The 14,192-nt window shown below is 29.9% G+C and carries 11 protein-coding genes; 2 read left to right on the forward strand and 9 right to left on the reverse strand.

Translation table 11 applies throughout. The features are described 5' to 3' along the window. The 3 genes from AC27L2_RS12325 to AC27L2_RS12335 all read right to left on the reverse strand — a co-directional run. Nucleotides 1-465, reverse strand: a 465-nt coding sequence (locus tag AC27L2_RS12325) for an ImmA/IrrE family metallo-endopeptidase (protein WP_487212062.1), incomplete at its 3' end; no start/stop codon positions are given. A 507-nt stretch (nucleotides 466-972) separates the two neighbouring features. Continuing rightward, nucleotides 973-1,335, reverse strand: a complete 363-nt coding sequence (locus tag AC27L2_RS12330; protein WP_487212063.1) for a hypothetical protein — start codon at nucleotides 1,333-1,335, stop codon at nucleotides 973-975. Then, a complete protein-coding gene (locus AC27L2_RS12335; protein ID WP_487212064.1) occupies nucleotides 1,329-1,940 on the reverse strand; it encodes a hypothetical protein in 612 nt (203 codons plus the stop codon). The genes AC27L2_RS12330 and AC27L2_RS12335 overlap by 7 nt, the downstream gene beginning before the upstream one ends. A 381-nt stretch (nucleotides 1,941-2,321) precedes the next feature. Here AC27L2_RS12335 and AC27L2_RS12340 point away from each other — a divergent pair, with 381 nt between their 5' ends. Continuing rightward, entirely contained in the window at nucleotides 2,322-3,020 is a 699-nt protein-coding gene (locus tag AC27L2_RS12340; RefSeq protein WP_487212065.1) for a hypothetical protein, read from the forward strand. Between the two features lie 941 nt (nucleotides 3,021-3,961). Here the strand turns inward: AC27L2_RS12340 and AC27L2_RS12345 are convergent. From AC27L2_RS12345 to acs, 6 genes are all read right to left on the reverse strand, one after another. After that, nucleotides 3,962-5,146: a hypothetical protein gene (locus AC27L2_RS12345; RefSeq protein WP_487212066.1), complete on the reverse strand. Its 1,185-nt coding sequence runs from the start codon at nucleotides 5,144-5,146 to the stop codon at nucleotides 3,962-3,964. Continuing rightward, nucleotides 5,112-5,798, reverse strand: a complete 687-nt coding sequence (locus AC27L2_RS12350; RefSeq protein WP_487212067.1) for an ABC transporter ATP-binding protein — start codon at nucleotides 5,796-5,798, stop codon at nucleotides 5,112-5,114. Before AC27L2_RS12350 ends, AC27L2_RS12345 begins: the two co-directional genes overlap by 35 nt. Nucleotides 5,799-5,872: 74 nt before the next feature. After that, the gene (locus tag AC27L2_RS12355; RefSeq protein WP_487212068.1) at nucleotides 5,873-7,090 is read right to left on the reverse strand and encodes an ABC transporter permease; all 1,218 of its coding nucleotides are present in this window, start codon (nucleotides 7,088-7,090) and stop codon (nucleotides 5,873-5,875) included. Next, a complete protein-coding gene (locus AC27L2_RS12360) occupies nucleotides 7,087-8,307 on the reverse strand; it encodes an ABC transporter permease (protein ID WP_487212069.1) in 1,221 nt (406 codons plus the stop codon). Before AC27L2_RS12360 ends, AC27L2_RS12355 begins: the two co-directional genes overlap by 4 nt. Next, nucleotides 8,307-9,050 (reverse strand): outer membrane lipoprotein-sorting protein, encoded by a 744-nt coding sequence (locus AC27L2_RS12365; protein ID WP_487212070.1) that lies wholly within the window; start codon nucleotides 9,048-9,050, stop codon nucleotides 8,307-8,309. Before AC27L2_RS12365 ends, AC27L2_RS12360 begins: the two co-directional genes overlap by 1 nt. A gap of 502 nt (nucleotides 9,051-9,552) precedes the next feature. Beyond that, nucleotides 9,553-11,445 carry an acetate--CoA ligase gene (gene acs / locus AC27L2_RS12370; protein ID WP_487212071.1) on the reverse strand — a complete coding sequence of 631 codons (1,893 nt, stop codon included), beginning with the start codon at nucleotides 11,443-11,445 and terminating at the stop codon, nucleotides 9,553-9,555. A 509-nt stretch (nucleotides 11,446-11,954) separates the two neighbouring features. On the opposite strand from acs, the gene AC27L2_RS12375 reads away from it, so the two are divergent. Beyond that, a complete protein-coding gene (locus AC27L2_RS12375) occupies nucleotides 11,955-14,180 on the forward strand; it encodes a TonB-dependent receptor (protein WP_487212072.1) in 2,226 nt (741 codons plus the stop codon). The last annotated feature ends 12 nt before the right edge of the window (nucleotides 14,181-14,192 follow it).

The following is a 14,192-nucleotide window of genomic DNA, read 5'->3' on the forward strand; positions in this document are numbered from 1 at the left end:
TGATACATTAAAATATTCTGCAACTTCCTTTATTAATTCAAAATTGATTGGTTTATTTCTTATAAAATTTTGATACCAAGGTTTGTACATTAATAACTCGGCTGCAAATTCGTTTGCATCGGCTTCTCTTCCTGTTTTTCTTTTCTTTCCATAAAATTCTTCAAAACCACAAGTGTATTTTTGTTTAATATATTTATTATAAAATTGAAATGATTCTCGTTCATTAAAGAAATGTCCCATTTCGTGCGCTAATGTGAAACGTTTTTGTCTTTCGTCTTTGCATAATGAGTTCAATGTAATAATCCCTGTTTCTTCATCGAAAATTATTTTCCCTTCACAATTTGTAAGAGGCTCTTCTTTTAATTTCAGATTTTCTGCATACAGTATTTCTTCAAGATTTAGTTCTGATGGTGAAGTTATGTAATACTTTTCAATAATATTTTGTGCATTTTCTGTAGGATTCATATATAGCACTAAATATTATTTTAATAACACGCAGATAAACACAGATTCTTTAGATCTTCTCTGTCACTTAGATTCTTCAGTCGAAACTTCATGTCGTTTTGAGTCCGCCAAAGGCGGACGAAGAACCTCATATAAAATTATGAAGTAATAATTAGATTCTTCGTCGCCCGCCAAAGGCGGACTCCTCAGAATGACAATATACCAAAGTCATTCTGAACTTTGCGTTCCCTACGGTTTCAATATTTTTGAACTAAGTTTTTCTAAATCCTAATATTCCATTATTCCAAACACTCTGTTCTCCCCATTATCATTGAACCCCTTCAGGGTTCTAAAATTTATCTTGTTTAACACTCCTATTGAATATTAAACCACTTCGTGGTTTTTTAACCTGTAACCTGAAACCCTTTATATATTTGCACGAAACTGCATTTCGTGTTACAATCCACCAGCCCATTATTCCAACATTCCATTATTCCCTGCCAGAGGCCTACAGGCTTCATTCCGATACTATTTCCCTTCTTTCTCCCTCTTTTTTATAAAATCAAGAAGTTTTTCATCATCATCACTACTAGAACTACCTTCCCCTTTCCTTGCAGCAATACTATAATTTAATCTCCCATCTGTAAAATTATCTTCATCAGAATTTCTGAATTCCTTCAGATTTTTTTCAAACTCCGCCTTCTTGATTTGCCCCCTAATGATTAATTCACTTGCTTGAAGCTTTTTGAGAAATTCATTTAACTTAGAATCAATTTCTTCAATATTTAATCCCTCCTCAATTAATGACTGGCGGGCTTCCTCTTCGGTAAGGAAATTATTGATAAATAAATTTTCTAATAAATAGGGATTCATATTAAAAAGAATTAACATTTTAAGCCCTTTCTTATGAGATTTTTGTTTTTATATAATTTTCTTATAATCCTTTTTTTAATATTTGTTACTTTATCAACATTAAGTCCTAAATCCTCTGCAATTTCTTCTCTTTTTTTACCACTTAAATATCCCTCCAATACAAACCACTCTTCTGTTTCTTCATCGGGGTCAAATAAGCTTAATAATAGTTCTTTCAATTCATTCTTTTCAATTGTATTAATTATAACTTTATCATCATCATTACAATTTTCATAATATTCTTCATCATTAAAACTGACAAAATTGGATTCACTTACAGAGGTATAATTAGGAGATTCTTCAGCAACTATTTTCTTTCTGCAGCTAAAATAGGTTAGCATTTCATGTTTAAGATGATAATATACAGAACACTTAAATTTATTATAATCATCCAAATAAACTTCTCTTCTCCCTTCAGCTATGCGTCCTAATATATACAGAACAAAATCTTCAGGTCCTTTTTCTCTGAAATATATACCATTGGTACCATTCCATTTATAACAATAATAAACTCCATTATAAAAATCATTTTTACAAAATATTTTAATAAATTCATTAATCTTCAGTTTTGTTTCGGGTTCCAACTATAACCCTCCTAATAGTTATTACTTCCTTATTATTTAAACGATTCAAATAATACATAATTGCCGTTGTTAAAGAAAAAATTTTAATGGCAATTATTTCTATTAATTTTCGTTTAAATACACAGAAAATAAAAACAATTAGGTTTTAACATGTTTATTTTAATATATATAAATTATTTTAAAAAAATTATAATTAATTCTAAAGTCGTCTCAAATTCGATTAAATCTTATCATAAATATATCGAAGAGACGACTTTTGCCGAAGAAGTGATATATATAAAAGCTCGCCCTCCCCCTTTTATTAGGTGTCGCAAATATTTTCATATAATTTTTTTCATAAACTAAATAAACAATTTCATTATTTAATATTAGGAGGTAACCATGGCAGAATTAAAAAAGCAACACTTTGGAAATATTAAAGGAACATTTGGCAATGCTGTATTCAGACAGCGCAACGGGAAAAATATAATTGCCCAGAAACCAGTTAATTATACTCCGCCAAATACTGATGAATATTTTATGCGTATTAACAAATTTAGAATTGCTGCTAAGATTTCTTCTGTTATCCATTCTGATTTGCATTTGCGTGAAATCTGGTCTTATGTTGTTCCAAAGAATTCGAGCATTAATGTTTATAATCATCTTATATCAGTCATCTATCCTTTTATTAATGGTGATTCGGTAAATAATAATCTTAAAATTGTTCCGGATTCGAAAGTAGGTGTTAGATTAAGTTCGGCTGATATAGAGCAGGATAAATTAATTATTAATTTACATCCATTAACCGAATCCTCGTTTATTGATACTAATATTGAGAAGAATGCAAGAATAAGTTCGTTAATCTTCTTTTCGAATCCTGTTAATACTGAGTTACCATATTATGATGTTGTCAATGTATCTTCTAATATGTTGAACATTAATTTAACTGAAGCTCTTACTTTCGAGACGGTGTTATCGACAAACAACCAGAACAAATTTAACTCATATCAGAATAAAAAGATTTTCTCTTCTCTGCTTACTTATGATGAGAGAAATGTTTTAGTAAATCATTCAAGTACATTTTATTCTGAATTGAGTTAATGCATTGAGGGGCTGTTCGAAATGAACAGCCTCGTTTATTTTCTTTGCGATTCTTTTGCACTTAATCGGTTTCAATATTTTTTTGAACACAGATAAATACAGATTAATCAGATTTTCTCTGTTTTTAGATTCATCAGTCGAAACTTCATGTCGTTCTGAGTCCGCCAAAGGCGGACGAAGAACCTCATATAAAATTATGAAGTAATAATTAGATTCTTCGTCGCCCGCCAAAGGCGGGCTCCTCAGAATGACAATATACAAAAGTCATTCTGAACTTTGCGTTCCCTGCGGTTTCAATATTTTTTGAACTAAGTTTTTCTAATTCCCAATATTCCATTATTCCAAACACTCTGTTCTCCCCATTATCATTGAACCCCTTCAGGGTTCCCCAAACGTATATTTCATTACATTTCGTCTATTCATATTAAACCACTTCGTGGTTTTTTAACCTGTAACCTGCTACTTCTACACATAATCATTTACTTCTTTGAACGAAATTTCATTTCGTGTTACAATCACAATCCCATCATTCCAATTTTTTCCACCAGAGGCGGGCAGGCATCATTCCAAATGCATCTGTCTTCACACCTGTCATTGAACCTTTAACCTTTAGATACAGCTCCGCCACGTCAGTCACATGGCATAAATTTTTACTAAAAAAAATCGCTAAAATAGTACCTATTTTATTAATCCTCGAAGAATTAACTACCCCAAATTCGGATTAAAAAATATATGTACCATTTTAACGGTAATATACTCTCAATCCTATCACAAGTCGGGAACAAAATTTGCTGGATTAAATAGCCCTTACTGCTTTATGCCCTTTATTTTTTACTACAAAATAATAATTGCACCTTATAAAATCAATTTTTCTAAAAGAAAATTATTAGCAGAGATAAAATATGTTTTTAAATACTTTTTATTAATTACTTCGATAAATATCAAAACGAAAATTTTAATCTCATATAAATCATTTTACCAGAAGGAGAATATTCATCACTTCCCTCCCCTTGGAAATAAATACCAATTAAAGATAAATCCAGATTTTCAATCAAATTGTAACTTAATGTTGAAAGTATTACAAATGAATTGTCATATACATTGTGAAGTGAGATTACATCAATTCTGCTTAATGGTGAAATATTGTAACCAATCTGATAAAATAAGTTTAATCTTCCTGCTGAAAGCATTCCAAGTTCTAATGCATCATTTCTAAATAAAGCTGCATTTTCTTTTTTGCCAATGTTATTGTAAAGAAGTTCTGAATGAACATAAAGTGAGTTTTCAAATGTGTAATCAAACGATAGAACAATACTACATTGAATTCTTCTTTCATTATAAAAAAGATTATTAGCAATATTACTTCTTGATGGTGAATTCATTAATAAAACTTCTCCTCTGAAACCTGCATCCAAAATATCTCCAGCCCATGCTGCTCCAAGCATGAATCTCTTTTTATAATTCCCAATCAAAAAATAAAAATCATATTCACTAAAATTAGTTGAATATTGAAATGCAAATTTTGATTTACTAATTTCTTCCTCTAATTGAAAAGCAATGTCATACTTTGAAAGCTCAGATGAAAAATATTGTAATCTAATTGCATCTGCTGCTTGATGTTCTTCATAATCAAAATCTAATACTGAAAGAGGATTAAAAATATCCGTAATGTTCCAAACTAAACTTGTTCCCCATGCAATTCTTTGTTTCCCTAAACTCAATCTAACTTTATCGAAATTAATATCTGTCCACAATCTGTCAATCTCTAAATGATTAATTGTATTTTTATTCTTCCATAAAAATTTACTCAGTTGCAAAATTCCATTATCAGAAGAAAAGATTTTATCGTAATCAGGAATTTTTGATGGTGATTCTCCAATTACAATTCTATTTCTTATTCCTAATGAAAAATTAAAAATATCAGAAGGATACCATCTAAAATTTAATCTCGAGTGGAATGTATTATCTATTAAATTATTATCAATGTTTTTTATTTTAGATAAACTGAATAAGTACTTCACATAGCCGCTAAGTTCATAGCTGCTTTGTGCTTGCAGTTTTGTTGTAAAAAAAATTATGATAAAAATAATTTCAGTTCTGAAGAATGTCTGATGCAATTTTTCCATCTTCAAGTGTAATTACTCTTTTAACTTTTTTTATAACTTTATTATCATGAGTTGCAAATATGAAAGTAATGCGAAGATTTTTATTTAGTTCTTCAAGTATATTTAATAAACTTTCTGCAGATTCAGAATCAAGATTTGCTGTAGGCTCATCGGCAAGCACAAAGGAAGGATAAGATGCAATTGCACGAGCTACTGCAACTCGCTGCTGTTGGCCACCTGAGAGTTCAAATGGCTTTGAATTAATTTTATCTTCAAGTCCTACTGCTTTTAATAATTCGAGTGTTCTTTTTTCTCTTTCATGCTTTGGAATTCCTTGAAGCAGCATTACAAATTCTATATTTTCTTTTGCAGTTAGGACTGGAATTAAATTGAATGATTGAAAAACAAATCCAATGTTATGAAGTCTAAAATTAATTAAGTCATCAGTTTTGAATTTCGATATATCATTACCATTAATAATAACCTGTCCGCTTGTAGGTAAATCTAATCCGCCAATCATATTTAAAAGAGTTGTTTTTCCAGATCCTGATGGACCAACAATTGCAGTAAATTCTCCTTTTTCGATTTTCAAATTAATATTCTTCAATGCATGAACAGGAATTTTGGTTTCATCATAAATTTTATTGAGGTCTTTAATTTCAATTAAAGCCATATCAAACTCCGATGAATTTCGCTTTTTAATTTTTATTTCACAGATTATTCAAAATTCATTTTCAAAGTTCAGGTTCAATTAAAAGCTCTTATTGCTTCTGCTGGTTTTAATTTAACAGCTTTTATAGCTGGTGATAAAGCAGCAATGATAGAAGTAATCAGCATCATTACAAATAAACTTAAGTACATTTTTAACGGCAGAACTGGATAAAGAATTGCAGAAATTCCATAAGAAGCAAGTCCCTCGCCAAATATTGATAAATCAATTCCATTCTTTTGCAAAAGTTGAATTGTAATAAAACCCAATAGAGTTCCAATCATTCCACCAGTAAATAAGAGAATAACAGATTCAATAACAATAAGAGAAAATAATCTTACTCGTTTCATACCAATTGCAAGTAAAACTCCAAACTCACGAATTCTTTCGAAGACAGACATCATCATTGTATTTGAAATTCCAAAAAGTATTGCAAAGAGAATTATTCCCATAAAAATATTCAGTTCGAGATAAAGAAACTCTTGAGTTAAAATGTATTCGGGAGCTAAATCTTTCCAGCTGTCAATTTTTAAATTCGTTAATTGTGACTGCAATAAATTTTTTGTTGATTCAATTTCGTTTATGTCTTTTACTCGAATTGCAATTTCATGAATTAAATCTTTTTCCCCAATCAATGAAAAAAGTACCTCTGAATTAACAAAGCAGTTTCTTTCATCAAACATCAAAGATTCAGTTTTAAAAATGCCGGCAACTCTAAATGCAGAAGCAACAAGATTTCCATTTACATCTTGAAATGACAAAACAAGTTTTGAACCAACTTTCAGCTTTAATCTTTCTGCTAATTTTCTTCCAATCAAAATTTCATTATCGTAATTTCGATTAAGATAATTTCCAGCAATTAATTTATTATGAATTGAAGTGATAGATTTTTCTTTCTCTGGTTTAATCCCAATTATCTTAACACCGCCAGAAGTAACAGATGAAAGTGCAATACCGTCTATAATTGTTCTTTCAGAAAAATATTTAATTGAATTTGTGTGTGATAATACTTTTCTAACTTTATTTATATCAGAAATATTTTGATTGATAAGTTTTTCTTCAAGATAAATTGGATTATGAATTTGAATATGAGATAATTCACGATTGATTGCAGATTCAATTGTTGTTTCCCACATTCCAATAAATACTGCATTGGAAAATAATCCTCCCCAAATTCCAGCAAGAGCAGAGAAAATCAAAATCAAACTTCGTTTTTTATTTCTCCAGATATTTTTCCATGCAAGTTGAAAAATCATTGCCGCATTGCTTTTATTGGTTGAAGTTTTTTAATATATCTTACTGGATAAAGAGCACTGAATAGAGCAATGATTAGGACAATTAATGTTTGAGCTAAAAAAATTCCTGCATCAGTACTGAAAGGAAGAATAGGCTCAACTCCAAATTTCAAACTCAATTCTGCTAATTCACCAGTAAATTGAATTGGATTTTTATTTAGATAAAAAATCACTGGAATTGAAATCAACAATCCAGCAAATGCACCAATAAACGAAATAAAAATTGTTTCAAGAATTGAGATGAAAATTAGAATTGATTTTTTCATTCCGATTGAAATTAAAATACCAAACTCTTTTGTTCTTTCTGCAGTCATCATCATTATTGTTCCAAAAATTCCGAATGCTATAATCAAATAAAGAATGAATAGCATAAACATACCACTTACACTGTCAATTTCAATTCCTTGAACTAATTCAGGCATCATTTCATCCCATTTCATTAACTCATAATTATTTGTTAATAATGATTTAATCTGTTCATAAACGCTGTTCAATTTTTTTGGATTATTCAGCATTATTGAAACAGATGTAACTTTATTTTCCATTGAAAAAAGATTTTGTCCATATCGAAGTGGAAGATATATTAATGAATTATTCATATCAGGCAAATTAAATTTTATAATTCCAATTATCGGAGATAATGCAGAAGCAGTAATTCCATAAATTCCCTGTCCATAAAGAACAACGCTATCACCGACATTCACATTCAGCATTTTTGCAAGTCCTTCTGAAATTAAAATTCCTTCATCATATTCATTAAGATATTTGCCATGAATTAATTTTTTTTCTAAACCGGTCATTAAATTTTCTTTTTCAGGTTCAATGCAAATTGCACTTGCAACTTTTGTTATTTCTTTTGATGAAATGAGAAGAAAATTTTCTAAGCGAGGGACAGCATTTTCTACATAATCTATTTTTTCAATTTTGTTAAATAAATTTTTATCATAAACAAAACTTTTTTCAAGACTTCTTTCATCCCAATAACCATTTGCATGAATTTGAAGATAGCCTGTATACATTCTTACTGCACTATCAATCATGTAATCATAAGTTCCGTTTTGCATTGAGCGTGTTATTAATGCAAGAAATACAGAAAAGAAAATTGATAAAGCTGCAAGGATTGTTCGTCGTTTATTACGCCAGATATTTCTCCATGCAAGACTTAAAAACAATTTCATTACCGCACTCGTGTCATATTTTGTTGTGAGAAAAATGATTGATTAATTTCAATGTTAAAATCAATTTTCATGTATTCGATAATTGTTTTATTGTTAGGTTTATTTATTGGAACCATTTCCCATCGAGTAGGCAATGTTCTTCCGCCAATATTTTTGATTTCACTTCCTGTAAATATTTTAACAAGATTATTTTCTTCATCATAGAATTCTGATTTTAATTGCATATAAGAATTTTTTGTTATGTAAGTGATTACTTTACTCCATACTACACCTGCTTCGAGTTTAGGAATTGATTCTATTTTATAGCAGATATAATCATTTAATTTTTCTTCTCCAAGAATTTTATGTGTATAATCTTTTTCATAAGATGATGAGCGGACTAAATCGTCATTAGTAAAATCAGAACCCATCCATGATTGGTTCATCATTGAAGGAGGAATTTTAATAACTTTTTGAATTGAAGGAAGCCAGTTCCAGATTTCATTTTTTCTTTTTAGTGTAACTGTTCCTTTGTCTCTTGCAGGATCGGTAATATAAATCATTGCATAATCTGGTTCTAAAGCCCATACTTTCATTCCAAGAATTCTTTGCCAGTCTGGTTTTATAATTGTCATTTTCATTTCTGAATAGCTGCTTTTAGCATAAAGCAATTCTTGAGCTCTTTTAACAATTTCATTTGCTGATTGTGCGAGAGTCAAATTAATGCATAAAAGATAAGAAAGGATTAAAGATGCAGGTTTCATGTTAAAGATATTTTTTTATTAAATAAAATTAAAAAATTTATTTCATAAATTATTTTTCATTTTATATTAAAGGAATGTCGAGGATACATTTTTGTTCTGAAGGAATGCCTTATAGCATAATCTTGTTCCAAAGGAATGCCTTGTGGCATAATTTTGCAATTTCGAGTTATTTGCAATTTTGCAATTTGTTATTTTGTAATTAGGTTTTTCACGAAACTTTGTTTCGCGTTACAATCTATCATTCCATTATTCCATCATTCCATTTTTCCAAACGCTTCTATTTCCATCGTCTAATATTGAACCCCTTCAGGGTTCTGAAAAAATATTTTATCGTGATATTTCTTCTATTCATATTTAACCCCTTCGGGGTTCTTGCAATTTTGTAATTTTGAAATCATCTATTAACATTGAACCCTTTTAGGGTTCTTTCAACCTGTAACCTGAAACCTGTAACCATAATCCTGCAATTTTGCAATCTTTCAATTTTGTAATTATATAATCATCATTCTTCCATCGTAGAAATATTTCCTGGGTCCTGACCTAATGCTCTTGCTTTAAGAACTCTTCTCATAATTTTTCCACTTCGGGTTTTTGGTAATGAATCAACAAATTCAATATGTTCAGGTTTTGCGATTGGACCAACTTCGTGACTTACATGTTGTCTTAGTTCTTCAATTAATGCAGTTGATTTTTCATATCCATTTCGAAGAATTACATAAGCATATATTGCATTTCCTTTTACTTCATGAGGTAGACCAATAGCTGCAGCTTCCGCAACTGCAGGATGACTTACCAAAGCACTTTCAATTTCTGCTGTCCCTAATCGATAGCCAGATACTTTAATTACATCATCAACTCTTCCAATAATCCAGTAATAACCATCTTCATCTCTGCGTGCACTGTCACCTGTTAAATACATTCCGGGAAATTTACTCCAGTATTGTTGAACATAACGTTCTGGGTCTTTATAAACAGTCCTTATCATTGCAGGCCATGGAGTTTTAATTACAAGATATCCTTCTTCGTTTGGTTTAACTGAATTCCCATTTTCATCAACAACATCCATTTCAATTCCAGGGAATGGTCTTGTTCCTGAACCAGGTTTAAGTGGAACACAAGGCATTGGAGTTATCATAAACATTCCAGTTTCTGTTTGCCACCATGTATCCATGATAGGACATTTTTCTTTTCCAACAACTTTATAATACCATTTCCATGCTTCTGGATTAATTGGTTCACCAACTGAACCTAATAATCTCAAAGATGATAAATCATGACGTTTGACCCATGCTTCTCCAAATCTCATTAATCCACGTATTGCAGTTGGAGCAGTATACAAAATATTAATCCCATACTTTTCAATCATCTGCCACCAGCGGTTAGGATATGGATAATTTGGTGCACCTTCATACATAAAAGAAGTAGCACCATTTAATAAAGGTCCATAAACAATATAACTGTGCCCAGTAATCCAACCTGGGTCTGCTGCACACCAGTATCTGTCTTCTTCATGAATATCAAATACATATTTTAATGTAGTATAAACTCCAACCATGTAACCGCCGTGAGTATGCAAAATTGCTTTCGGTTTTCCAGTTGTGCCAGAAGTGTAAAGTATAAAAAGCGGATCTTCTGAATCCATAATTTCTAATGCACAATTTTGAGTTGCAATCGGTAAGTTCATTAATTCATGATACCACATATCTCTGCCTTGTTCCATATTAATTTCTTGATTGGTTCTTTTCACTACTAAAACATGTTCAACTGTGCCGCATCTTTGCAAAGCTTCGTCTGCTATTTGTTTTAATGGAACAATTTTGCCACGTTGATAAGCTCCATCAGCAACAATTAATACTTTCGAATTACTATCTTCAATTCTTTCTGCAAGAGATTCAACAGAAAATCCTCCATAAACAACTGAATGAATTGCACCTATTCTTGCACATGCTAACATAGCAATTATAATTTCTGGAATTCTGCCCATATAAATTGTAACTCGGTCCCCTTTTTGAACTCCCATACTTTTTAACACATTTGAAAATTTGCAAACTTCTCTGTGTAATGCATAATATGACATTGTTCGTAAATCACCATTTTCGCCTTCCCATATAAATGCTAATTTATTTCTTCGAAATGTTTTGATATGAACATCAAGACAATTATAAACAATATTAGTTTTAGCTCCAGTGAACCATTTATAAAAAGGTTTATTAGAATCATCAATTACTTTTTCCCATTTATTAAACCAATGAAGTTCATCAGCCATTTTCGACCAGAATCCTTCATAATCTTTCTTTGCAAATTCATTTAGTTCATCCCAATTTTTTATGTGTGCTTTATTTATTACCTCCTGGTCAGGATAATAAACTTCCCCTGTTAATTTATTATTAATCATAACTCCTCCAATTTAATTTAGCTTTTGAAAATTAGACTTATTGTCTTTAGATTTGCAACTGAAAATAAAGTTTGATGATTATATAATCAATAAAATTTTTGTGAAAGGAAAATCTAAACATATTGTTAGTTGGCTGAACCTAATCTTATACTTTTCACTTTTATCTATAAATGTTTTCCACATTCATAAAAATAATTTTAGAAATTACAGCCAGTTAGAATTATCTAAGCAAGAAAATATAATTGACCCGTTTAAAGATGAATCGGGCATTTGCAGCGCTGAACAATTTTTCAATTATACATTTAATGGACAATTAAAATCTGCTTCAAATTATACTTACCATAATCAAACCATTGCAGTTATTCAGATTAACTTTGTTTTCAATTCACTCTTAAAATTTTTCTCATCAACAAATTTACGGTCACCTCCCTTTTTGTTTTAATAATAAACTTATTTATAAAAATACTTTTTATTCTTTCACTGAATGAAATTTTAAAGGGAGGTTTATTATGAAGAATATAAATTATTTCTTCTCCATTATATTTTTTTTGACAACATTAATTCATGCTCAAACATCTTCATTAATTGGTTATGTTAAAGAAGAAAAAGATAATTCACCTTTAATTGGTGTTAATGTTTTAATAGAAGAATTAAAAATTGGAACCACAACCGATACAGAAGGTAAATTTGAGTTTCATAATTTGAAAAGTGGAATTTACTCTTTGAAATTTTCTTATATAGGTCATAAAACAATTACAAAGAAAGTAAATATTCCTGCCGATAAAATTATTGAGGTCAAACTTCAAGAAGGAATAATAAATCTGGAAGAAGTCATTGTCACAGGAAATCCAGTTTCAATTGACCCAAAAGATTTATCCCAAAGTATTTTATCAATTGCAAATATGGATTTAATAATTAAAAATAATTCTACTATTGCACAGATATTAAATTTTCAGCCTGGTGTTTCAATGCGTTCTAATGGTGTTGCTGCTTCACGACCTGTAATCAGAGGTTTCAGCAATAATCGAGTTTTAATTTTAGAAAATGGATTAAGAATGGGAGATTTATCAAATACATCAGAAGACCATTCAGTTTCAGCCGATGGAAATACACCAGAAAAAATTGAAATTCTGCGGGGACCTTCAAGCTTGCTTTATGGAAGTAATGCAATTGGCGGAGTTGTAAATATCATAACAGAAGAAATTCCTGATTATATCCCAAATGGAATTCATGGAGAAATTAACTCAGGAAGTTCCTCAGTCAATAAAGAATATAATATCAGCAGTGATTTACATTTTGGCATAGACAAATTTTCCTTTCACACAAATTATTTCAATCGAGGAAGCAAAAATTATTTTGACGGAAATGGTTCTGAAGTATTAAACTCTGACCAATTCACAAGAGGTTATCAATTTGGATTTGCATTTATACCATCATTTGGAAGAAGTGGAATTAGTTTTAAAGATTATTACAACAGTTATGGTATCCCAATAGCAAATAATGAAGAAGAACCAGTCAAAATTAATATGAAGAAAAAAGAATATCGTTTTCTAATTGAAAGTAATAAAATTAATTTCTTCATAAATGATTTTAGTCTTAAAGCTGGATATCAAAATTATGAACATCAGGAAGTAATTAGAACAACAGGAGAAATTGGAACATCATTTGGATTGAAATCCTATAGTTTAGATTTGTCTTTTAAGCACAAGCCAATTTTAAATAACATTAATGGTGTAATTGGATTCTGGTATCAAAAACAAAATTATAATGTTACAGGAGAAGAAGCTTTTACTCCAAATGCAGATTATGAAGGATTAGCTGCTTACATATATGAACAAGTCAAAAGTGATAAAGTAAGTTTACAATTCGGTGCAAGGATTGAAAATAATAAAGTATTCATTCCAGCATCTACAATTTCTGATACTTCTTTCCAAGCTGAATATAAAAATTATTTATCATTCAGTGGTTCACTTGGCTTTTCTTTTAACCTAACTGATGATATTTCTCTCTTTTCAAATATTGCAAATGCCTTTCGAGCTCCAACGATAGAAGAACTTTCTTCATATGCAATTCATGAAGCTACTGCTACTTTTGATATTGGTAATCGTAATCTTAAAAAAGAAAATAATCTTGGATTTGATTTAGGATTACGAGTAAGAAAAGAGAATCACTTTTTTGAACTAAGCAGTTTTTATAATATTCTGAATGATTTCATATATCGAAAACCAACAAATTATTTTTATGATGCAGCATCAGAAAATAAATTTAATTATATATCAGGTTATCCTGTGTTTATTTATTCTCAAACAAATGCAGCTATTTATGGATTTGAATTAATAACACAATATGAATTCACAAGAAATTTTTCTTTAACAGCTATAATGGATTATGTAAGAGGCATTATTAGAGATACAAAAGAAAATTTACCACAAATGCCGCCATTTAGATTTTCATTAGAGCAAAGATATTTTACAGATAATTATTGGTTCGGCTATCAATTAAAATTAATTGCTGAGCAAAGTAAAGTCTCGATAAATGAATCGCCCACAAAAGGATATGGAATAATAGATATTTATGTTGGAATAAAAATATTAACTGGTAAATTTTATCATGTACTGAATTTAAAAGTAGAAAATTTATTAGATAAGTCTTATAAAGATCACTTATCATCAATAAAAAATTTTGCATATATGCCAGGAAGGAATATTCAATTGAGTTATAAATTTTTATTTTAATTCAGTGATTAT

This window comes from Rosettibacter sp. KY25 (assembly GCF_057554405.1).